We start from the raw sequence: 21,614 nt of genomic DNA on the forward strand, positions 1-21,614 counted from the left end.
TTGGAGTACTGCCATGAGCGCCAACGTCGACCAGAACAACCGTCCGGACTACGATCAGGTCCTGCAGGATATTGCTGACTATGTCCTGAACTACCGGATCGACTCCCGGGATGCACTGGACACCGCCCGCAACTGCCTGATGGACACCTTGGGCTGCGGCCTGCTGGCCCTGCGTTTCCCCGAGTGCACCAAGCACCTGGGGCCGATTGTCGAGGGCACGGTGGTGCCGTTTGGCGCGCGGGTGCCGGGCACGTCGTTTCGGTTGGACCCTGTCAAGGCCGCGTGGGACATCGGCTGCATCGTGCGCTGGCTCGATTACAACGACACCTGGCTCGCCGCCGAATGGGGCCACCCCTCGGACAACCTCGGCGGCATCCTCGCCGTGGCCGATCACCTGTCGCAGAAACGCGTGGCCAATGGCGATGCGCCGCTAACCGTGCGCGCAGTGCTGGAAGCGATGATCATGGCCCACGAAATCCAAGGCGTGATTGCCCTCGAAAACTCCTTCAACCGCGTGGGCCTTGACCATGTGCTGTTGGTGAAAGTCGCCTCCACGGCGGTCACCGCCAAGCTGATGGGCGCCAACCGTGAGCAGTTGCTGGCGGCGCTGTCCCATGCGTTTGTCGATGGGCAGGCATTGCGTACGTACCGGCATGCACCGAATGCCGGCTCGCGCAAATCCTGGGCAGCGGGCGATGCCTCCAGTCGGGGCGTGCGCCTGGCGGATATCGCCATGCGTGGCGAGATGGGTATTCCGGGTGTCTTGAGCGCGCCGCAGTGGGGTTTCTATGACGTGCTGTTCAGCCACACCAACAAGGACCTAGCGCTCAAGCCGGAGGACAAACGCGCGTTCAGCCTGGCCCAATCCTACGGCACCTATGTGATGGAAAACGTGCTGTTCAAGATCAGCTTCCCCGCCGAATTCCACGCGCAAACCGCCTGCGAGGCTGCGGTGACGCTGCATCCGTTGGTGAAAGACCGCCTACAGGAAATCGAGCGCATCGTGATCACCACCCATGAATCGGCGATTCGTATCATTTCCAAAGTCGGCCAACTGGCCAACGCCGCTGACCGCGATCACTGCCTGCAATACATGACCGCCGTGCCGTTGGCATTCGGCAACCTGGTGGCCGAGCAGTACGAGGATGAATTCCACGCTGCCCACCCGATCATCGATCAGTTGCGCGACAAAATGGTCATCGTCGAAGACCCACGTTACAGCCGCGAATACCTGGAGGCCGACAAGCGCTCCATCGCCAATGCCGTGCAGGTGTTCTTCAAGGATGGCAGCAGCACCGAGCAGGTGGCGGTGGAGTACCCGATTGGCCATCGCCGGCGTCGGGTGGACGGCATTCCGTTGCTGGAAGACAAGTTCAAGGCCAATCTGGCCACACGGTTTACCGCGCAGCGCAGTGCCGAGATTTTTGCGCTGTGCAAGGATCAGGCACGGCTTGAAGCCACACCGGTCAATCGGTTTGTGGACCTGTTCGTGATCTAATTGGCATCACGTATTCCTCTGTCGGAACCCGATCAATGTGGGAGCGAGCAAGCCCGCTCCTACATTTTTTCACTACCAGTGCCATCGTGTCCGGGCCAGGCGTTATTCAAACCGCAGGATCACCCGGCGGTTGTGCTTACTTTTCTTCTCGATCTTCTCGCAAAACACCCGGCCGATTTCTTCGGTGTTGATCACATGGGTACCCCCACACGGCTGGATATCAATGCCGGCGATTTCAATCACCCGTACCGATCCCTGAATCACCGGCGGAGCCACTGCCTGTGTACGCGTGATCTGTAGCAGGGTCGAATATTCGGAAGCCGGCATCGACAAGGTTTTCACCGCGTGAGCCTGTTCGATCAGCGCATTGAGGTCGCGGGTGATGCTGTCTTTATCGAGCGTCATTTCGGGCAGGTCGAAATCCAGCCGGCCCTTGTCCGCACTGATGCTGCATCCGGTGACCGGCGCATCGATGATCGAACACAGCAGGTGCAGGCAGGTGTGCATTTTCATGTGCTGGTAGCGCCGGTCCCAATCGAGGCCGGCATCCACCTGTACCCCGGCGGTCAGTTGCGCGGGGCAGTGTTCCACTTGGTGCCAGATGATCGAGCGCAGCACCGGGTCGCGCACCGTGCCGGTCACTTCGACCCGCGTACCGTCGGCCAGTGTGAGGTGGCCCGTGTCGCCTGGCTGGCCGCCGCCCGTGGGGTAGAACAGCGTGTGCTCCAGGGCGATGCCGTGTTCGCTGATGGCAATCACTCGGGCGCTGAAGGCGTTCTGGTAGGGCGCGCTGTCGAACAGCGCCAGGGTTTCCATGGTGTGCACGGACATGTTCAACCTCCGACGATCAGTGGGCTGGCTTGCAGCAGGGAGCGCACCATTGCACTCAGGCCAGGGGGGGAGAGCAGGGTGATTTCGAATTCCGGCCCGCAGACTTTCAGGTTCAGCGGCAAGCGCGGCAATGGAGTGCCCGACTCGACACGGTGCAGACGAAATTGCAGGTGGTGGCGCTCCTTGACCGTGGGCTCTAGCATCAGCCCCGGCAGGGGGTGGAAATCGGCGTCCAGCACGGTCACCTTATGGCTGGCGTTGATTTCGCCCACCACATGCAATCGCTCATCCAGGGCGAAGGCTCCGAGGTAGTTGCTGTGGTCCGATTCATCGTTTTTTTGCAGCTGGATCTGGTTCACCACCTTCACTTTAGTGCCGGCGGGGACGTCCTGGGTGATCACGCAGGACGGGCTGATAAACACGTTGTCGCCAATCAGCACATAACCCAGCACGCGGGCACCGGAGCCGACCTCGACGTTGTTGCCCAGGCGTGGGTGACGCTTGCCGTCGGGGTTGTTGGCGATGCCTCGGGCGCCCAGAGTCACGCCGCAGAGGATGTAACAGTCGTTGCCAATTTCGCAGGTTTCGCCGATCACCGTGCCGTAGCCGTGGTCCAGCACGAAGCGTCGGCCGATGCGCGCCGCCGGGTGAATCTCGGCGCCGGAAAGCACCTTGCCCTGGTTGCTCAGCTTGAGGGCAATGCGCGAAAACACGCCGTTGGTCTGGTCGGGAAAATTCCATACAAGGTGCGCCAGGCGGTAATACAGCACCGCCTTGAACGAGGCGTAGGACTCCAGGATCAACTCACCGCGCCCGCGTGAAGCCGGATCACGGTAGGCGTAGGCGATCAGGTCTTCGGCTACTGCCTGGGCAGCATTCTGGATCAGGGGCGCCAGATGCGGTTCCAGCTGCTTCATCTGTAGGGGCGTAAGGGTTTTGATGAGGTGAGTGATCAACTCATCGTGCAACTGTTGCATGTCGATAAAACCGCCCATGGAGGCACCCCTGCATTCTGGTTGGCTGGAAACCCGTTTATTCGAAACTGGGCAGGTAGCTGTCGGCATTGTCGTAGACCATGGTCAGCACCACTGTTTCGGGCGGCAGTTCGGGGGCGAGCTTGGCAATGGCCACCATGTTGGCGGCGGAAGACAGGCCCAGGCTGATAGCGTCGGTGCGCATGATGCGTTTCATCATGTCGATGCAGTCCTGGCGCGAGACCTTGAGCATGCCGTCGATCACGTCCAGGTTGAGAATGCTCGGGATCAAACCGATCGACAGGCCCTGAATGTGATGCGGTGCGTGCTGGTTTTTCAGCAGGTCGCACTCCTCCGGTTCCACGCCCATGACGCGTAGTTGCGGCCAGGCGGATTTCAGGGTTTCACCGATGCCAGTGATATGCCCCCCGGTGCCGATGCCGCTGACAAAGTAGTCGGCGCGCAGCTCACCGAAGGCACGCAGGATTTCCGGTGCGGTGGTGTCGCGATGGGTCTGTGGGTTGGCGGCGTTGCGCTGCTGGTTGAGCATCACGTAGCTGGGGTTTTCCAGCTGCAGTTCCATGCACTTTTCGCCGTGAGAGTTGTTGCCCAGGCGGCTGTCCGACAGCACCACCTTGGCCCCGTATAAACGCAGCAGCTTCTGTTTTTCCGGGCTGTAGTTGTCGGGAATCACCAGCACCACTTTGTAGCCCAATACATTGCCCGCCATCACCAAGCCGATGCCGGTGTTACCGCCACTGGGCTCGATGATGGTCTGCCCGGAATCGCGGATCAGCACGCCTCGGCGCTCGGCGTCGAGGATCATGCCCAAGGCGATGCGAGCCTTGTGGCTGCCGCCTGGGTTGAGGGATTCGAGCTTGGCGTAGACCTCGATACCGAGGTCTTCGGAGAACTGCGCCAGACGCACGATCGGCGTCTGGCCGATCACGTCGAGGATGGAGTTATGCAACATCATTCAGCCCCCGGCTCAATACAACGGCATGTCGGGTTCGACGTCACGAACCCAATGTTTCATGCCGCCCTGCAGAACTTTGGTGTTGGCGAAACCAGCCGCCAGCAAGGTACTGGCGGCTTGCTCAGCACGGGTGCCGGCGTAGCAGATCAGGTAATGGGTATTGTCCCGGCTGAGGCTGTCGAGGTGGCCGTCCAGTTCGGCCAGGGGGATATGCACCACGCCCGGCAATTTGCACACTTCCAGTTCGCTGGCGTCGCGCACATCCAGCAGCACATCGGCGCTGCTGGGGTGTTCGAGTACTTGCTTGAGTACGTGCGGCTTGATGTAGCGTTCTTCGGCCAGCGACGGTTGGCTGGGCACGGCATCCGCGCAGGCGGTCGGTGCCAGGGTTTCGCTGTGGCGCGCCTCGGAGCAGCATGGGCAGTCGGCGCGGCGCTTGAAACGGATCTCGCTGAACTTCATCGCCAGCGCATCGAAGCGCATCAAGCGGCCTGACAGCGGTTCGCCGATGCCAATCAGCAACTTGATTGCCTCGGTGGCCTGGATCATCCCGACCACACCGGGCAGCACGCCGATCACGCCCCCGGCGCTGCAATTGGGCGCCAGCTCGGCGGGCGGCGCGCTCGGAAACAGGCAGCGGTAGCACGGCCCGCCTTTATAGTTGAGCACGCTGATCTGCCCGTCGAAGCGGTAGATGGCGCCGTACACCAAGGGCTTGCCCAGTTGCACGCAAGCGTCGTTGACCAGGTAGCGGGTGTCGAAATTGTCGGTGCCGTCGATCACCAGATCGTAGGCGCCTACCAGTTCCAGGGCGTTGTCGGCATTCAACGCGGTGTCGTGGGCGTTGATCTGGATATGGCGGTTGAGGTCTTGCAGGCGCTGCTTGGCGGATTCGACTTTGGGCATGCCGAGGGTGCTGTTGCCGTGGACGATCTGGCGTTGCAGGTTGCTGCTTTCCACCACATCAAAGTCCACCAGCCCCAGGGTGCCGACCCCGGCAGCCGCCAGATACAGGCTGATCGGCGAGCCCAGACCGCCGGTGCCGATGATCAGCACCTTGGCTTTCTTGAGGTTCAACTGACCTTCGCGACCCACACCGGGCAGGGTGATGTGGCGCACGTAGCGTTGTACTTCTTCATTGCTCAGCGCGTCGACGTCCATGCCGCCGGACGTGGCCAGCAGCACCTCGATTCTGGCTTTCTCGGGCAGTGGGTCATCCGCGCCAACCAGCTCTTCCTCGGCGGTAAACAGGAAGTGCTCCTTGAGCTGGTTGTTCTTCTCGTGAAACAGGTGCGGACGCAACTGTGGGTGACTGCTGCAGAGGTTTTCAATGACTTCGCGCAATGTCGATCCGGTGCCCTCGAGGGTCGATTCCGGCAGCTTGGCCACGCGGACCAGAATGTCGGGGAAAGAGACAGCGTTCATGGACAACTCCGTGTGCAGGTCGTTGAAAGGTTGAAGGGCGAAATGCTTGCCATCCCAGGCAAACAGCTTGGAACCAAGGGGCTGGCCCTGGCGAACGTCGACCACCAGGTAGCTGACGGGGTAGATCGGCTCGCCCATGAACAGCGCCTTGTCCTGGTCTTCGTCGCTGAAATAGGCACCTACATCCGGGTGCGAGTGGTAGATCACTACCACCGGGTTGTCGCTGCGAAACGCCTTGTTCATCAACAGGGTGTCGGCCACCGAGAAGGTGTAGCCGTTGGCAGCGCTGCGCGGATACATCTCGGGGTTCTTGTGGTGCAGTTCATTCTGGATATTGCTGCCCAGGTACACGCTGCCGTCGGCGAAGACAAAACCACAGCATTCTTCGGGGTAGCTGCGGCTGGCGTGGGCGTAGATCTGTTCCAGGGCTTTGGGGCGGAGGACGTCCATGTTTCTCTCGCGTGGTTGTAGAAGGGTCAATTTTTCTTGGCCAGGAGTTTTTCAACCGGCAACTTGGTGATCGCAAAGCCGGCCAGCAGGATGGCCGAATACAGCATCAGGTCGCGGGAAATCGACACGCCTTCGTACCAGGCGCCGATGATCACCGCGAACACCGGGAAGATGATGAACACGAATGACAGGATGATCGGGCTCAAGCGCTTGAGCAGCATGAAGTACACGATGAACCCGCCCACCGAAGCCACCAGGCCCAGGTAGAACAGCGCACCCCAGGAGCGCAGGGTGATGGCGTCGAAGGTCGGCGCTTCAAACCACAGCCCGGCGACGAACAGCATCAGCCCGGCAATGCCGATGGGCAGGGTGTTGTAGGTGATCACACTGATGGCGCTGCCTTTCTGCTTGGTAATGACATAGCACAAGGCATGCATGATCGCGGCGGTCAGAATCGCCAGCACCCCGAAGAACTCCGCGTGGTCCAGGTGCAGGCCCTGGCTCCTGATGATCATGTAGAGGCTGCCGAAGCCGATACCGATGCCAACCACCTGGGAAAAGTAGATGCGCTCACGCAGGAACAGCGCAGAGAAAATCAGGATGAACACCGGCATGCAGCTGAACAGCAGCGCGGTCAGGCCGGACGAGACATGCATCTCGCCGTAGTTGAGCAGGTAGTAGGGCACGCTGAAGTAGGACAGGGTCACGAACACGAAGAACCAGCGGCTCTCGCGGGGGAACAGGATCGGCTCGCGGCGCACCATGGCAAAACACAGGAACAGCGGGAAAGCGATCAGGAAACGCAGGCCCGCGGACGTCAGTGGCGGCACGCTCTCCACGGCAATCTTGATCCCCAGCCACGTGGTGCCCCAACTCAGACAGACGATCAGGAACATCACGCTGGTGATCAGCCCGGCCAACCACTGTTTTTGGGTTTTTGTCTTGGCGGTATTTTCGAGAACGGCGGACATTGGCATCGTTTATTGCTTCCCTGAGCCGAAATTGAACTCTATATTGAGCTTGTAATGAGTTGTAAAATCCGGCGATTGAACCCGTAAAAGCACACTATTAGGGCGAAAGATGGCTGTCAAAACAAATATTGACATGGTGTCAATTATGCGTGAGGGGTTGTCCAACGGGCAGGGCGTGAAGTACAAGCGCCTGTCCGATGTCATGGAACGGGGCATCCTCGAAGGCTTGATTGAACCAGGACGAAAACTGCCGCCCCATCGGGTGCTTTCCGACAATCTGGGTGTGACGATCGGCACCATCAGCCGGGCCTACGGCGAACTGGAGCGCCTGGGGTTGGTGGTGGCGCGGGTTGGTGACGGTACTTTCGTGCGCAAGCGTGGGATGGAGCGCCAGCGCGATGAGGGTTTTCGCAACTTCAGCGAAGAGCCGCGCCAGTACTTCGACATGAGCCGCAATATGCACATCCCCGGTCAGGAAACCGTGTTCCTGGCCCAGAGCTTCCAGACCCTGTCGACCAACGCCAAATTCCTCCAGGACATCAGCGCCTACACCCCGGACGCCGGCCTGCCGCGCTACCGTGAAGCGGGCGCGCAATGGCTGGTGCAGCGTGATTTTCATCCGATCCCCGAGCAGGTCATCTGCGTCAATGGCGGCCAGCACGGCTTGCTATGCTCAATGATGGCGCTGTTGCGGGCCGGCGATACGGTGGTCACCGAGCAACTGACGTATCCAGGCCTGATTACCGCCGCGCGGATGCTGGGTATCCGTTTGATCGGCCTGGAGATGGATGAAGAAGGCGTGCTGCCGGGCGCGCTGGATGAAGTCTGTCGAAATCACCGGGTTTCAGCGCTGTACTGCACACCGACGATCCAGAATCCGACCACGGCGGTACTTTCGGTGGCGCGCCGCGAAGCCTTGGTCAAAGTGTGTCGCGAGCACAACCTGCTGATTCTTGAGGACGAGGCCCACGGTGTACTGGTCGAGGACCGGCCGCCGCCCCTCAGCCATTTCGCCCCCGAGCGTACGATTTTGATCAGCAGCCTGAGCAAAGCCGTATCGGCCGGGCTGCGTGTGGGTTATGTGCACGCGCCACCGGCGTTGGTCAGCCGTATTTCGGCGGCGCTGCGTTCGACCTGCTGGATGGCTACGCCCGTCACCTTGGAGCTTGCTACCCAGTGGATCGAAAACGGTACGGCGGAGTACCTGCTGCGCCAGCAGATCAACGAAATCAGCCGGCGCAAGGCCCTGGTCCGTGACCTACTGATCGGCCTGGAGTACCGCACCCACCTCAACAGCCCGCACTTCTGGATTGAAGTACCGGAGCCGTGGCGGGCGTCGGAAATCGAGGCGGAGCTCAAGCAGAATAATTACCTGATCGCCACCGCCGAGGCGTTTGCGGTTGGGCAGACGGCGGTGCCGCAATTTATTCGGGCGAGTATCTGCAACACGTCGGGAGATGACCAGCTGTTGCGGGCGGGGTTTGATGCGTTGGCAACGGCGTTGGGGCAGGGGGGAGGGAGGTTTCAGTTGTAGGCCTTGATCCTTGTGGTGAGCGGGCTTGCCCCGCGCGAGGCAAGCTCGCTCACCACAAGGTAATAGGCAGACAACATTATTTGAAGCGCCGCTCCACGCCCTTCTCCACCAGAATCTTCGCCGAAATCTCTTCCACCGAAAAGTGCGTGGAATTGATGTGCGCAATATTCTCGCGACGGAACAGATTTTCTACTTCTCGCACTTCGAACTCGCACTGCGCATAGCTGGAATAGCGGCTGTTGGGCTTGCGTTCATTGCGAATCGCCGTCAGCCGATCCGGATCAATGGTCAGCCCGAACAGCTTGTGCGAATGCGCGCGCAGGGCGGCCGGCAGCGTCAAATGCTCCATGTCGTCCTCGGTCAGCGGATAGTTGGCCGCGCGGATGCCGAATTGCATGGCCATGTACAGACAGGTGGGCGTTTTGCCGCAGCGGGACACGCCCACCAGGATCAGGTCGGCCTTGTCGTAGTAGTGGGTGCGGGCGCCGTCGTCGTTGTCGAGGGCGAAGTTCACCGCCTCGATACGCTCCATATAGTTGGAGTTATGGCCAATGGAATGGGACTTTCCTACCGAGTACGACGAATGTTCACTCAGCTCTTGTTCCAGTGGCGCGAGGAACGTCGAGAAGATGTCGATCATGAAACCATTCGACGTTGCGAGAATCTCACGAATGTCTTGATTGACGATGGTGTCGAAAATGATCGGACGAAAACCGTCTTTTTCGGCCGCCAGATTGATTTGTTGTACCATGGCCCGCGCTTTATCCACGCTGTCGATGTACGGTCGCGTGAATTTGGCGAAGGTAATGTTTTCGAACTGCGCGAGCAGGCTTTGACCCAATGTTTCGGCTGTGATGCCGGTGCCGTCGGAGATAAAGAAAGCAGATCGTTTCATTTGAGCCCTGGGCCTTAAGCTGATGGCGAATCTTGGATATGATAGGCGCGATTTTGCCGTCCCGCAGTGGGCCGCATTCTCACTTATTTTCCAGGTCCAGGCCACAAGCGCTGGCACTCGCTCCTACTGAGCAGCCGGCGTCCTGAGCTTTTCCAACACAGTTAGTGGAGAGATCACCTTGGTAGAGTACGTAGTTTCCCTCGATAAGCTCGGCGTCCATGATGTAGAGCACGTGGGGGGCAAGAACGCATCCCTCGGCGAGATGATCAGTAATCTTGCAGGCGCTGGTGTGTCGGTGCCCGGTGGTTTCGCCACCACGGCCCAGGCTTACCGCGATTTCCTCGAACTGAGCGGGCTCAACGCTCAGATCCACGCCGCGCTGGACGCCCTGGACGTCGATGACGTCAATGCCCTGGCCAAGACAGGCGCCCAGATCCGCCAATGGATCATGGAAGCCGAGTTCCCTGAGAAGCTCAACGAAGAAATCCGCACCGCCTTCGCCGCGCTGTCGGCCGGTAACCCGGACGTCGCCGTTGCCGTACGCTCCTCTGCCACCGCCGAAGACTTGCCGGACGCTTCCTTCGCCGGCCAGCAAGAAACCTTCCTGAACATCCGCGGCGTTGAAAACGTGATCCGCGCGGCCAAGGAAGTGTTCGCCTCGCTGTTCAACGACCGCGCCATTTCCTACCGTGTGCACCAAGGTTTCGACCACAAGCTGGTGGCCCTGTCTGCCGGTGTGCAGCGCATGGTGCGTTCGGAAACCGGCACTGCTGGCGTGATGTTCACCCTCGATACCGAATCGGGCTTCCGTGACGTGGTGTTTATTACCGGCGCCTACGGCCTGGGCGAAACCGTCGTACAAGGCGCGGTCAACCCCGACGAATTCTACGTACATAAGCACACCCTTGAAGCCGGCCGCCCGGCCATCCTGCGCCGCAACCTGGGCAGCAAGGCCATCAAGATGATTTACGGCGACGAGGCCAAGGCCGGTCGCTCGGTGAAAACCGTTGAAGTCGACAAGGCCGAACGCGCGCGTTTCTGCCTGACCGACGCTGAAGTCAGCGAACTGGCCAAACAAGCGATGATCATCGAAAAGCACTACAAGTGCCCGATGGATATCGAGTGGGCCAAGGACGGTGACGACGGCAAGCTCTACATCGTGCAGGCCCGTCCGGAAACCGTGAAAAGCCGCACCTCGGCCAATGTCATGGAGCGCTACCTGCTCAAAGAAACCGGCACCGTGCTGGTGGAAGGCCGTGCCATCGGCCAGCGCATCGGCGCCGGCAAGGTGCGGATCATCAAGGACGTGTCCGAAATGGACAAAGTCCAGCCAGGTGACGTGCTGGTTTCCGACATGACCGACCCGGACTGGGAACCGGTGATGAAACGCGCCAGCGCCATCGTCACCAACCGTGGCGGGCGTACCTGCCACGCGGCGATCATCGCCCGTGAACTGGGCATCCCTGCAGTCGTGGGCTGCGGCAACGCGACCCAGCTGTTGAAAGACGGCCAAGGCGTCACTGTTTCCTGCGCCGAAGGCGACACCGGTTTCATCTTTGAAGGCGAGCTGGGCTTCGATATCAAGCAGAACTCCATCGACGCCATGCCGGACCTGCCGTTCAAGATCATGATGAACGTCGGCAACCCGGACCGCGCCTTTGACTTCGCGCAACTGCCAAACGCCGGTGTGGGCTTGGCCCGCCTGGAGTTCATCATCAATCGCATGATCGGCGTGCACCCCAAGGCTCTGTTGAACTACGACGGCCTGCCGTTGGATATCAAGGAAAGCGTCGACAAGCGTATCGCGGGCTACAACGACCCGGTGGGCTTCTACGTCGAGAAGCTGGTGGAAGGCATCAGCACCCTGGCGGCGGCGTTCTACCCGAAAAAGGTCATCGTGCGTCTGTCGGACTTCAAGTCCAACGAATACGCCAACCTGATCGGCGGCAAGCTTTACGAGCCGGAAGAAGAAAACCCGATGCTGGGCTTCCGTGGCGCCTCGCGCTACATCAGCGAAGCGTTCCGTGACTGCTTCGAACTCGAATGCCGCGCCCTCAAGCGCGTGCGCAACGAGATGGGCCTGACCAACGTCGAGATCATGGTGCCGTTCGTGCGCACCCTGGGCGAAGCGAGCCAGGTGGTGGACTTGCTGGCTGAGAACGGCCTGTCCCGTGGTGAGAACGGCCTGCGCGTGATCATGATGTGCGAGCTGCCGTCCAACGCCATCCTGGCCGAAGAATTCCTGGAGTTCTTCGACGGTTTCTCCATCGGCTCCAACGACCTGACCCAACTGACCCTGGGCCTGGACCGTGACTCCGGGATCATCGCTCACCTGTTTGACGAGCGAAATCCTGCGGTCAAGAAGCTGCTGGCCAACGCCATCCAGGCCTGCAACAAGGCCGGCAAGTACATCGGTATCTGCGGCCAAGGCCCTTCCGATCACCCGGACCTGGCCAAATGGCTGATGGAACAGGGCATCGAAAGCGTCTCGCTGAACCCCGATTCCGTGCTGGAAACCTGGTTCTTCCTGGCGGAAGGCCAAGCGTCCGCCTAAGATCGTCACGTCAAAAGTGCCGGTCACCCTTCGTGGGTGACCGGCATTCTTATCTGTACAGGGCGGGCATCCTCGCGGACGCCGCCCTTTTTTGTGCAAGAGCATTATGCAAAGCAGCAGCAACCTGTTTCCCGTCGCCCTGATAAGCGCTGAACGTCGTGGCGACCTGAGTGAAGACGTGTATCGCCTCAAACCCGGTAACAGCCCCGACGGCACCGTCGAGCTGGCGGTTACCCGTTTAGGCCTGGCCGACGTCCCGGAAAACCGGGGCATCCCAGTTATTTTATTGCACGGCAGTTTTTCCAACCGACGCTTCTGGTATTCGCCCAAGGGGATCGGTCTGGGCGCTTACTTGGCGCGCGAGGGGTTTGATGTCTGGATCCCGGAAATGCGCGGTCATGGCCTGTCCAAGCGCAATCATGACTACGCCCGCAACCGAGTCGCTGACTATGCGCGTTACGATTTGCCGGCCATCGGCGCATTCGTGCGTGAACAAAGCGAGCAGATTCCTCACTGGATTGGCCATTCCCTGGGTGGCACCAGCTTGGCAGCGGCGCTAGGCGGTCAGCACCTGGGCACGCCGGCCGTGGCTTCGGTGGCGCTGTTTGGTTGTCAGGTCAGTCGCACCCATTGGCCGTTGAAACTGCCGCCAGTGGAGTGGACCGGCCGCTTGCTGTTGAAGCGCTTTGGCGAAGTGTCCGGCTCGCGCCTGAAACGTGGTCCCGAGGACGAACCGGCGGGGGTGATGATCGAAGCCATGCGCTGGAATGGCCTGTTTGGTCGCTTTGGCGAAGGTAAAAACGATTGGTGGAAAGGCTTGGCAGAGGTCGATGTGCCGCTGTTGGCGGTCAGTGCAGCCGGGGATCATCAAGACCCCGACTGGGCCTGTCGCAAGCTGTTCGAGCAAGTCGGCTCCGAGCACCGTCAGTACCTGTGCCTGGGCCGACAGCAAGGCTTTACAGGGGATTTTGGGCATGTGGAAATGCTGGTGAGCAAAGCCGCCCAGGCCGAAGTGTGGCCATTGGTGGCGCAGTGGTTGAAAGATCCGCTCACACCATTGTCCGGTGCGCAGGCGCAGGTGTTGGCCACGGTTTGACGCAGCGCTCTGCCAAGGGCGTTTCGCTCGTGTGTGGTTGCGGCTAAGATATGACGCGTTAAACGCTTCTGGTCATATTCAGTCGCGCAGTGGCTATTGCGTTGCGGCGAGGCGAATGGGATGTTTCGCACCTGCTCTGGCTGGCGCTTCTTTCGAAAGACACCTCTTTGACGGAAAGGAATTTTTCAATGAACCATTACGTGACCCCCGATCTGTGCGACGCCTACCCGGACCTGGTGCAGGTGCTCGAACCGATGTTCAGCAACTTCGGCGGCCGGGATTCCTTCGGCGGCGAGATCGTCACCGTCAAATGCTTCGAAGATAACTCCCTGGTCAAGGAACAAGCCGATCAGCCGGGTGCCGGCAAGGTGCTGGTGGTCGACGGTGGCGGCTCCCTGCGTCGGGCGCTGCTGGGCGACATGATCGCCGAGAAAGCGGCGAAAAACGGTTGGGAAGGGCTGGTGATCTACGGTTGCATCCGCGATGTGGACGTCATTGCCCAGACCGATCTGGGTGTACAGGCCTTGGCCAGCCATCCGATGAAGACCGACAAGCGCGGTATTGGCGATTTGAACGTGGTTGTTACTTTCGCGGGTGTGACCTTTCGTCCGGGTGAATACATCTACGCCGATAACAATGGCGTGATCGTTTCTCCCAGCCCGCTGAAAATGCCCGAATAAGACAGGAGTAAGGATGTTCGAGGAAGAAAACGCGCAATGGGGCCTGGTGCATGCCCTGGTGCTGGACGGTAAAGGCGGTGCGCGTTCGATTGCCCGGACAGAGCTCGACGACTTGCAACTGCAGCCCCAGGAGAGCCTGTGGCTGCATTGGGATCGCAGCCATCCGCAAACCCAGACGTGGCTGCGCAAATCCAGCGGTTTGAGCGAATTTGCCTGTGACTTGTTGCTGGAAGAGAACACCCGTCCGCGCCTGTTGCCGCTGCCGGAATCGGAATTGCTGCTGTTCCTGCGCGGGGTCAACCTAAACCCCGGTGCGGAGCCGGAAGACATGGTCTCGGTACGCATCTTTGCTGCCGCCAGCCGCGTGATTTCCCTACGTCTGCGCCCGTTGCGCGCCACTGATGAACTGTTGGTGCAACTGGCGGACGGCAAGGGGCCTAAGACCGCGTCGGAACTCATCCTTTATATGGCGCAGTACCTGACCAATAAAGTGCAGGATCTGGTCTCCGACCTGTCTGAAATCGTCGATATCGAGGAAGAAAAACTCGATACCGACGAACGGTATACGCCGGAACATGGCAGCGTGTTGCAGATCCGTCGACGAGCGGCTGGGCTGAAGCGATTTTTGGCGCCGCAGCGGGATATTTTTGCCCAGCTCACGCGAATCAAATTGCCGTGGTTCTGTGACGACGATGCCGACTACTGGAACGAATTGAACAACAGCCTGACCCGCTACCTGGAAGAACTCGAATTGACCCGGGAGCGCGTGGGGCTTGTGCTGGAGGCCGAAGACCGGCGTTTGAGCGTGCGTATGAACCGCACCATGTATCGCTTCGGGATCATCACCGGAATCTTTCTTCCGATGAGTTTTTTGACTGGTCTGCTGGGGATCAATGTGGGCGGTATTCCGTTCTCCGCCAGCCCCTATGGATTCATGGTGGCGTGCCTGTTAATGGTCTCGGTTGCACTCGGACAATGGTGGCTTTTTCGACGATTGCGCTGGGTTTGAGCTGAATATGACCTGAACGTACGTACGGTCCTATGTGACCTCAAGAATTTTACCCTCGTCTTTTAAATCACTTGCGAGAGGTCTTTATGCACGATCCGTTCGAACAGTCTTTGCGTGACATGCTCAATGCCTCGCCGTCCAACCGCGACGACGATGCCTGCCTGGGCCGCGTGTTGAAAACCGCCAACCGCCAGGTCGGTGCGGGTGACCTGTTCGGTCTGCTCGGCCGCTGGCTGCCGGCGTTGATGATGGCCCTGAACAACGGTTCGGCCCATGTATCGCCGGTTTCCCGTCGTAAACCTCTTGCTCGCACTGCTGATAAGGCTGATTGAATATGGAACTTGATCTCTGGACTCAGAGCCTGGTCACCGCGATGACCGCATTGTGGACCAAGGTGGCGAACTTCATTCCCAACCTGTTTGGTGCTCTGGTCCTGGTATTGCTGGGCTTTGTCGTGGCCAAGCTGCTCGACACCCTGCTGTCCAAACTGCTCGCAAAACTGGGCCTCGATCGCCTGATGGCGGGCACCGGACTGACCAAGCTGCTGGGGCGTGCCGGGCTGCAAGTGCCGATCTCTACCTTGATTGGCAAGATCGTTTATTGGTTTGTTTTGCTGATTTTTCTGGTTTCTGCGGCTCAATCCCTTGGACTTGAGCGAGTTTCAGCTACGCTCGACATGCTGGCGCTGTATTTGCCGAAGGTTTTTGGCGGCGCGCTGGTGCTGCTGGTAGGCGTTTTGCTGGCGCAACTGGCCAATGGGCTGGTGCGCGGTGCCGCTGAAGGCGTGGGGCTGGACTATGCTGCGGGCCTGGGGAGAATTGCCCAGGGCCTGGTGATTATCATCAGTATTTCGGTCGCGATCAGCCAGTTGGAGGTCAAGACTGACCTGCTCAACCATGTGATTGTGATTGTTTTGATTACCGTTGGTCTGGCCGTTGCGCTGGCCATGGGCTTGGGAAGCCGGGAAATTGCCGGTCAGATTCTTGCGGGAATCTACGTGCGTGAGTTGTATCAAGTGGGGCAACAGGTGCGTGTGGGCGAGGTCGAAGGGCAAATCGAGGAGATCGGCACAGTCAAGACGACGGTGCTGACCGATGACGGCGACCTGGTGTCGCTGTCCAATCGGATTCTCCTGGAACAGCAGGTCAGTAGCCGCTAATCCGGCAAACCCTGCTAATGTACGCCGCCGCTGGCCCGGCTGACCGGGTTGTGGCGGACATTGACCTGACTGTCGGCACGACTTGTTTTGAATAAAGCCCAAACGCTGTCCACGCGCTATGACCCCCGTGAGCTCTCTGATGAGGAGTTGGTCGCGCGCGCGCACACGGAGCTGTTTCACGTAACTCGCGCGTACGAAGAATTGATGCGCAGATATCAACGCACTCTGTTCAACGTTTGTTCAAGGTATTTAGGGAACGATAGAGATGCGGATGATGTCTGTCAGGAAGTGATGCTCAAGGTGCTGTACGGCCTGAAGAACTTCGAGGGCAAATCGAAGTTCAAGACGTGGCTATACAGCATCACGTACAACGAGTGCATCACGCAGTATCGGAAGGAACGGCGAAAGCGTCGCTTGATGGACGCGTTGAGTCTGGACCCCCTTGAGGAAGCGTCTGAAGAGAAGGCGCCGGCACCCGAGGAGAAGGGCGGACTTGATCGCTGGTTGGTGTATGTGAACCCGATTGACCGGGAAATTCTGGTGCTACGATTTGTCGCAGAGCTGGAATTTCAGGAAATCGCTGACATCATGCACATGGGTTTGAGTGCTACAAAAATGCGTTACAAACGTGCTCTTGATAAATTACGTGAGAAATTTGCGGGCGAGACTGAAACTTAGTGCGTGGCAAATATCTCTTACGTGTAGGCAAGTTCTGTTAGACTTGTCGCCGAGTTGTCCCCCGGTTTGTGGGACTGCTTTACAATCACCAGATGGGGATTTAACGGATGAAACTGAAAAACACCTTGGGCTTGGCCATTGGTTCTCTTATTGCCGCTACTTCTTTCGGCGTTCTGGCACAAGGCCAAGGCGCAGTTGAAGGCGAGCTGTTCTACAAGAAGCAGTACAACGATAGCGTCAAGCACATCGAAGACGGCTTCAATCCTGGCGCTCGCATCGGTTACTTCCTGACCGACGACCTGTCCTTGAACCTGTCCTACGACAAGACCAACCACACCCGTTCGAACGACGGTACTGGTAACCAGAAGATCAAAGGCGATACCGGCAGCCTGGTTGCCCAGTATCACTTCGGTCAAGCTGGCGTAGACAGCCTGCGTCCATACGTTGAAGGCGGTTTCGGCCACCAGAGCCGTACTAACGTTCAAGCTGACGGCCACAGCGGTCGCGACCAGACTACCTTCGCTACCGTTGGTACTGGCGTGAAGTACTACTTCACCAACAACCTGTACGCTCGTGCCGGTGTTGAAGCTGACTACGGTCTGGACAACGGCAAGTGGGACTACTCCGCACTGGTCGGCCTGGGCGTAAACTTCGGCGGTAACGCTGGCGCAGTTGCTCCAGCTCCTACCCCAGCACCAGCTCCAGAGCCAACTCCAGAGCCAGAAGCTCCAGTTGCTCAGGTTGTTCGTGTTGAGCTGGACGTTAAGTTCGACTTCGACAAGTCGGTTGTTAAGCCTAACAGCTACGGCGACGTTAAAAACCTGGCCGACTTCATGGCTCAGTACCCAGCTACCAACGTAGAAGTTGCTGGTCACACTGACTCCGTCGGTCCAGACGCTTACAACCAGAAGCTGTCCCAGCGTCGTGCTGACGCTGTTAAGCAAGTCCTGGTTAAAGACGGCGTTGCTCCTAGCCGCATCACCGCGGTAGGTTACGGCGAATCCCGCCCAGTTGCTGACAACGCAACTGAAGCTGGTCGTGCTGTTAACCGTCGCGTAGAAGCGTCGGTAGAAGCTCAAGCTCAGTAATTACTGAGTGGTAGAAAAAAGCCCGGCTTAGGCCGGGCTTTTTTTCGCCTGGAATTTGCCTCAGGCAGTAGCTGCTGCGAGGTATGCGGCCTGTTCGCTGCCGGCGACACGGCCGATCACCAGGATTGCCGGGCTCTTCAAGGCAAATGCCTGTGCATCTTCATGCATACGCCATAGTTCGCTGCGGCATTCCCTTTGCTGGGGCAGCGATGCATTCTCGATCATCGCCACCGGCATATCCGCCGCCATTCCGCCGTCGAGCAGTTGCTGGCGGATTTCCTCCAGTTTCGCCACGCCCATGTACACCACCAACGTAGTCCCGCCCTCGGCCAGGGCGCGCCAATTCAGGCGGCTGTCGTCCTGGGTATGCGCCGTGACCAAGGTCACGCCACGACTCACCCCACGCAACGTCAACGGCACCGCGCAATTCGTCGCGCCCGCCAGGCCTGCGGTAATACCGTTGACCAATTCCACCTCGACACCCTGTTCACGCAGCCACATCGCCTCTTCGCCGCCGCGTCCGAAAATGCACGGGTCGCCGCCTTTGAGCCGCACCACGCATTTGCCCTGGCGCGCATAGCGCAGCATCAGGCGGTGGATAAAATCCTGCGGGGTCGACCGGCAGCCGCCGCGTTTGCCCACTGTGACCACGCGCGCGTCCGCGCAATGTTCCAGCACTGCCGGGTTGACCAAGTCATCGATCAGCACCACATCGGCCTCACGCAGGGCGCGCACCGCCTTGAGGGTCAGCAGTTCCGGGTCACCCGGACCCGCGCCTACCAGCCAGACTTTTGCATTCATAGGGTGTTCCTCGTCCAGGGATGACGTCAGCGGTGAAAGAGTGAGTACAACAGCACCAGATTGATCAATAACGAGAGCAGCGCCAGCGTGCGCCAGACCTTCATGGGCTCCCGCTCCAGCAAAGGCCGGGGGCGAATGCTCATTTCCTGGCGGTCAGCCTGTTCCAGTACGCGCAACCACTCTTCGGCGGTTTCATAGCGATGGGCGGGTTGGGCCGCCACGGCCCGTTCCAGGCTGAGGGGCAGCCAATCCGGCAGGTCGGGACGGTAGCGGCTGGCGCTGACAGGCTGAGTAAACCGGGGCCGTTGGAAGGCCTCGATTTCGCCGTAGGGGTAATGTCCGGTCAGCAGGTAATACAAGGTAACGCCGACGCCGTATAAATCCTGTTGGGCCGTAGGACGCTCGCCGTTGAAGGCTTCAGGTGCAATAAAGCTGGGCGTGCCTGGCAGCGCATGAGCGCCGTCTTCCGACAGGCCTGGGCAATACGCCAGGCCGAAATCCAGCACTCGCAACTCTCCGTCGTCTCCCAGCAGCAGGTTTTCCGGCTTGATATCGCGGTGCAGGATCTGCCGCCGATGCAGCATGCCCACAGCCCGCAGCAGACGCTCGGCAATCGACTGCCATTGCGCCAAGGGCAAAGGGCCTTGATGTAGGAACAGTTCGGCCAGGGTCTGGCCGGAATATTCACGCATCACGTAGTACAAATGCTGGCGCCCGCTGCCGGCATGGACTTCAGGGAATGCCCGCCCCGCAACCCGACGCAGAAACCATTCCTCCGACAGCAAGGCTTGGCCGGCATCGTGATCGTCGTCACGGCTCAACGGCAGGGTTTTCAACAGCCAGGGTTGTTGCTGGGCATCGCGCACCCGGTAAAGCAGTGACTGCCGGCTTTGCGCCAACACGCTCTCCACCTGCCAGCCTTCAAAGTGCTGCCCGGCTTTCAACAGCGGTGGCAGTGGCCATTGCTGCAACTGTACCAGCGCATCGCCGAGCGTGGCTGCGCCGAGGGCGTCGACACGTACCAACAGCGCGCTGGCATTGTCCTGGCTACCCGCAAGGTGTGCGGCGTTGACTAGGGTGTTGACCGCCACATCCAGGTTGGTTTGTTCGCGCAAAATCGCCTGGATACTGTGATCGCCCAGCGTTGCCCACACGCCATCACTGAGCAGTAGGAAACATTCGCCTTCACGCAACTGGCCATCGAGAAAATCCACCACCAGATGTTGATCCAGGCCAAGGGCGCGCTTGAGCACATGCTGCATGCCCGGTTGCTCCCAGACGTGATCCTCGGTGATGCGCTGCAATTGGCCGTCGAGCCAACGATACGCTCGGCAATCGCCGACATGCGCCAGGGTGAAGCGCTGGCCGCGAAACACCAGCGCACTCAGGGTGGTCAACAGAGGCTGACCACCACCATTGGCTTGCAACCAGCGATTCTGTGCCAGCAGCAAACGCTCCAGGGCCTGAGCCACGCCCCAGGTTTGCGGCGTGGCGTAGTAATCCAGGGCGAGGGCCTGCAAGGTCGAGCGCGCGGCCAGGCCGCCGTCGGCGCACTGGCTCACGCCGTCGGCGATGGCGCACAGGTAGCCCTTGCTCGCCGCCAGTTCGGCTACGGGTGTGACCACCCGCAACGCGTCCTGGTTTTCCGCCCGGGGGCCAGTGGCACTGGCTTGGGCGACGCTCAGTTGCAGGCTCATCAGACCCGCGCAGCCGTCACGGCAGCCGAGCCCCAGGTGGTTCTCCAGCGACGCTTCACGCCGTGCAGGCCGAACCAGGCCAATACGCCCAGGCTGGCGAACAACCACAACGCCATCTGATAGCTGCCGGTACTTTGTTTGATCGCGCCCATGCCGGCTGCCAGGGCAAAGCCGCCGATACCGCCAGCCATGCCGATCAGGCCGGTCATCACGCCGATCTCACGGCGGAAACGCTGCGGCACCAATTGGAACACTGCGCCATTTCCTGCGCCGAGACCCAGCATGGTGCAGACGAAAAGCGCCAGCGCTGCGTAGGAACTCGGCAGATTGAAACCCACCGCCGCGATGCAGATCGCCGCCACGCTGTACATGCCCAGCAAGGTTCGAATCCCGCCGAAGCGATCCGCCAACGCGCCACCCAGCGGGCGCATCAGGCTGCCGCCGAACACGCAGGCGGCGGTGTAGTAGCCGGCTGTCACCGGGCTCAGGCCGTATTGGTCATTGAAATAGCCGGGCAGGGCGCTTGCCAGGCCGATAAAGCCGCCGAAGGTCACGCTGTAGAAAAACATGAACCACCAACTGTCCCGGTCACCCAGGGCCTTGAAGTAGTCGGCCATGGACTTCGCCTTCGGGCGTTCCGGGGCATTGCGTGCCAGCCAGGCAAAGACGATCAGGGTCAGCACCAGGGGGATCAGCGCGAAGCCGAACACGTTGCTCCAGCCAAAGGCGGCCGCCAATACCGGTGCCAGCAACGCGGCGAACACGGTGCCGGAGTTACCCGCACCGGCGATACCCATCGCCTTGCCCTGATGTTCAGCCGGGTACCACTGGGAGGCCAGTGGCAGCGCGACGGCAAACGATGCACCGGCCATGCCGAGGAACACACCCAGCAACAGCGCTTGTTCGTAGCTATGGATCCCGAGTTTCCAGGCGCCGAACAGGGCGCAAATCACAATCACCTGGCCAATCAGGCCTGCCGTCTTGGGCGACAACTTGTCCGCCAGCATACCCATCAAAAAGCGCAAAATCGCACCCGCTAGGATCGGCGTTGCGACCATCAGGCCACGCTGCTGAGTGGTCAGGTGCAGGTCGGCGGCAATCTGTATCGCCAAGGGGCCCAGCAGGTACCAGACCATGAAGCTCAGGTCGAAATACAGGAACGCGGCAAACAAGGTCGGGGTGTGCCCGGATTTCCAGAAGCTTGATTTCATCACGCACCTCAACGGTTGGGAGTCTTGTAAGAAGGCCAAAACGAAAAAACGCCGCCACCGGGTTCGCGAGGGCAAACCGGGTGTGCG

Annotated in this window: 19 protein-coding genes; 10 read left to right on the forward strand and 9 right to left on the reverse strand. The window is 59.9% G+C overall.

Going from position 1 to position 21,614, the window contains the following annotated elements; translation table 11 throughout:
- Positions 1–13: 13 nt before the first annotated feature.
- Entirely contained in the window at positions 14–1,498 is a 1,485-nt protein-coding gene (gene prpD, locus ACP7C6_RS10580; RefSeq protein ID WP_426108679.1) for a 2-methylcitrate dehydratase, read from the forward strand.
- Positions 1,499–1,600: 102 nt separating this feature from the next.
- Here prpD and ACP7C6_RS10585 read toward each other — a convergent pair whose 3' ends face one another.
- Genes ACP7C6_RS10585 through ACP7C6_RS10605 form a run of 5 tightly spaced genes read right to left on the reverse strand, consistent with a single transcriptional unit; the run spans position 1,601 to position 7,074 of the window.
- Entirely contained in the window at positions 1,601–2,329 is a 729-nt protein-coding gene (locus ACP7C6_RS10585; RefSeq protein WP_028617519.1) for an alanyl-tRNA editing protein, read from the reverse strand.
- Positions 2,330–2,331: 2 nt separating this feature from the next.
- Entirely contained in the window at positions 2,332–3,324 is a 993-nt protein-coding gene (locus ACP7C6_RS10590; RefSeq protein WP_028617518.1) for a serine O-acetyltransferase, read from the reverse strand.
- A gap of 37 nt (positions 3,325–3,361) precedes the next feature.
- A complete protein-coding gene (locus ACP7C6_RS10595; protein WP_426108784.1) occupies positions 3,362–4,276 on the reverse strand; it encodes a PLP-dependent cysteine synthase family protein in 915 nt (304 codons plus the stop codon).
- 15 nt (positions 4,277–4,291) lie between these two features.
- Positions 4,292–6,154 (reverse strand): molybdopterin-synthase adenylyltransferase MoeB, encoded by a 1,863-nt coding sequence (moeB, locus tag ACP7C6_RS10600; protein ID WP_426108680.1) that lies wholly within the window; start codon positions 6,152–6,154, stop codon positions 4,292–4,294.
- Positions 6,155–6,180: 26 nt separating this feature from the next.
- The gene (locus tag ACP7C6_RS10605; RefSeq protein ID WP_164673174.1) at positions 6,181–7,074 is read right to left on the reverse strand and encodes a DMT family transporter; all 894 of its coding nucleotides are present in this window, start codon (positions 7,072–7,074) and stop codon (positions 6,181–6,183) included.
- A 160-nt stretch (positions 7,075–7,234) separates the two neighbouring features.
- Here ACP7C6_RS10605 and ACP7C6_RS10610 point away from each other — a divergent pair, with 160 nt between their 5' ends.
- Entirely contained in the window at positions 7,235–8,659 is a 1,425-nt protein-coding gene (locus ACP7C6_RS10610; protein ID WP_016979259.1) for a PLP-dependent aminotransferase family protein, read from the forward strand.
- Between the two features lie 76 nt (positions 8,660–8,735).
- Here the strand turns inward: ACP7C6_RS10610 and ppsR are convergent, their stop codons facing one another.
- The gene (ppsR, locus tag ACP7C6_RS10615) at positions 8,736–9,554 is read right to left on the reverse strand and encodes a posphoenolpyruvate synthetase regulatory kinase/phosphorylase PpsR (protein WP_003193298.1); all 819 of its coding nucleotides are present in this window, start codon (positions 9,552–9,554) and stop codon (positions 8,736–8,738) included.
- 178 nt (positions 9,555–9,732) lie between these two features.
- Here ppsR and ppsA point away from each other — a divergent pair, with 178 nt between their 5' ends.
- The 8 genes from ppsA (at position 9,733) to ACP7C6_RS10655 (ending at position 17,818) form a co-directional block, all read left to right on the forward strand.
- Positions 9,733–12,108 (forward strand): phosphoenolpyruvate synthase, encoded by a 2,376-nt coding sequence (gene ppsA / locus ACP7C6_RS10620; RefSeq protein ID WP_028617515.1) that lies wholly within the window; start codon positions 9,733–9,735, stop codon positions 12,106–12,108.
- A 106-nt stretch (positions 12,109–12,214) separates the two neighbouring features.
- Positions 12,215–13,204, forward strand: coding sequence for an alpha/beta fold hydrolase (locus ACP7C6_RS10625; RefSeq protein WP_236320833.1), 990 nt, complete (start codon positions 12,215–12,217; stop codon positions 13,202–13,204).
- A 188-nt stretch (positions 13,205–13,392) separates the two neighbouring features.
- Positions 13,393–13,884 (forward strand): ribonuclease E activity regulator RraA, encoded by a 492-nt coding sequence (gene rraA / locus ACP7C6_RS10630; protein ID WP_028617513.1) that lies wholly within the window; start codon positions 13,393–13,395, stop codon positions 13,882–13,884.
- Between the two features lie 13 nt (positions 13,885–13,897).
- Positions 13,898–14,893, forward strand: coding sequence for a zinc transporter ZntB (locus ACP7C6_RS10635; protein WP_028617512.1), 996 nt, complete (start codon positions 13,898–13,900; stop codon positions 14,891–14,893).
- A gap of 86 nt (positions 14,894–14,979) precedes the next feature.
- A complete protein-coding gene (locus ACP7C6_RS10640; protein WP_005790375.1) occupies positions 14,980–15,225 on the forward strand; it encodes a hypothetical protein in 246 nt (81 codons plus the stop codon).
- 2 nt (positions 15,226–15,227) lie between these two features.
- Positions 15,228–16,052, forward strand: a complete 825-nt coding sequence (locus ACP7C6_RS10645; protein ID WP_003175519.1) for a mechanosensitive ion channel family protein — start codon at positions 15,228–15,230, stop codon at positions 16,050–16,052.
- Between the two features lie 87 nt (positions 16,053–16,139).
- Positions 16,140–16,730, forward strand: coding sequence for an RNA polymerase sigma factor SigX (gene sigX, locus ACP7C6_RS10650; RefSeq protein WP_003175518.1), 591 nt, complete (start codon positions 16,140–16,142; stop codon positions 16,728–16,730).
- Between the two features lie 107 nt (positions 16,731–16,837).
- Positions 16,838–17,818, forward strand: a complete 981-nt coding sequence (locus ACP7C6_RS10655; protein ID WP_010208496.1) for an OmpA family protein — start codon at positions 16,838–16,840, stop codon at positions 17,816–17,818.
- A gap of 60 nt (positions 17,819–17,878) precedes the next feature.
- Here the strand turns inward: ACP7C6_RS10655 and cobA are convergent, their stop codons facing one another.
- The 3 genes from cobA to ACP7C6_RS10670 are packed head-to-tail and all read right to left on the reverse strand — an operon-like array spanning position 17,879 to position 21,527.
- Positions 17,879–18,619: a uroporphyrinogen-III C-methyltransferase gene (gene cobA, locus ACP7C6_RS10660; RefSeq protein ID WP_028617511.1), complete on the reverse strand. Its 741-nt coding sequence runs from the start codon at positions 18,617–18,619 to the stop codon at positions 17,879–17,881.
- A gap of 26 nt (positions 18,620–18,645) precedes the next feature.
- Entirely contained in the window at positions 18,646–20,316 is a 1,671-nt protein-coding gene (locus tag ACP7C6_RS10665; RefSeq protein ID WP_426108681.1) for a protein kinase domain-containing protein, read from the reverse strand.
- On the reverse strand, positions 20,316–21,527 hold the full coding sequence (locus ACP7C6_RS10670) for a nitrate/nitrite transporter (protein WP_016979267.1): 1,212 nt from the start codon (positions 21,525–21,527) through the stop codon (positions 20,316–20,318). The genes ACP7C6_RS10665 and ACP7C6_RS10670 overlap by 1 nt, the downstream gene beginning before the upstream one ends.
- Positions 21,528–21,614: the final 87 nt, after the last annotated feature.

The organism is Pseudomonas sp. TWR1-1-4, from assembly GCF_049897165.1.
GTDB lineage: Bacteria > Pseudomonadota > Gammaproteobacteria > Pseudomonadales > Pseudomonadaceae > Aquipseudomonas > Aquipseudomonas canadensis.

Coding starts and splice junctions, on each gene's coding strand:
- ACP7C6_RS10670 (WP_016979267.1), bottom strand. CDS start 21,527: ATGAAATCAAGCTTCTGGAAATCCGGGCACACCCCGACCTTGTTTGCC.
- ACP7C6_RS10645 (WP_003175519.1), top strand. CDS start 15,228: ATGGAACTTGATCTCTGGACTCAGAGCCTGGTCACCGCGATGACCGCA.
- ACP7C6_RS10640 (WP_005790375.1), top strand. CDS start 14,980: ATGCACGATCCGTTCGAACAGTCTTTGCGTGACATGCTCAATGCCTCG.
- rraA (WP_028617513.1), top strand. CDS start 13,393: ATGAACCATTACGTGACCCCCGATCTGTGCGACGCCTACCCGGACCTG.
- ACP7C6_RS10655 (WP_010208496.1), top strand. CDS start 16,838: ATGAAACTGAAAAACACCTTGGGCTTGGCCATTGGTTCTCTTATTGCC.
- ACP7C6_RS10625 (WP_236320833.1), top strand. CDS start 12,215: ATGCAAAGCAGCAGCAACCTGTTTCCCGTCGCCCTGATAAGCGCTGAA.
- cobA (WP_028617511.1), bottom strand. CDS start 18,619: ATGAATGCAAAAGTCTGGCTGGTAGGCGCGGGTCCGGGTGACCCGGAA.
- ACP7C6_RS10635 (WP_028617512.1), top strand. CDS start 13,898: ATGTTCGAGGAAGAAAACGCGCAATGGGGCCTGGTGCATGCCCTGGTG.
- ppsR (WP_003193298.1), bottom strand. CDS start 9,554: ATGAAACGATCTGCTTTCTTTATCTCCGACGGCACCGGCATCACAGCC.
- prpD (WP_426108679.1), top strand. CDS start 14: ATGAGCGCCAACGTCGACCAGAACAACCGTCCGGACTACGATCAGGTC.
- ACP7C6_RS10610 (WP_016979259.1), top strand. CDS start 7,235: ATGGCTGTCAAAACAAATATTGACATGGTGTCAATTATGCGTGAGGGG.
- moeB (WP_426108680.1), bottom strand. CDS start 6,154: ATGGACGTCCTCCGCCCCAAAGCCCTGGAACAGATCTACGCCCACGCC.
- ACP7C6_RS10665 (WP_426108681.1), bottom strand. CDS start 20,316: ATGAGCCTGCAACTGAGCGTCGCCCAAGCCAGTGCCACTGGCCCCCGG.
- ACP7C6_RS10585 (WP_028617519.1), bottom strand. CDS start 2,329: ATGTCCGTGCACACCATGGAAACCCTGGCGCTGTTCGACAGCGCGCCC.
- ACP7C6_RS10595 (WP_426108784.1), bottom strand. CDS start 4,276: ATGTTGCATAACTCCATCCTCGACGTGATCGGCCAGACGCCGATCGTG.
- ACP7C6_RS10590 (WP_028617518.1), bottom strand. CDS start 3,324: ATGGGCGGTTTTATCGACATGCAACAGTTGCACGATGAGTTGATCACT.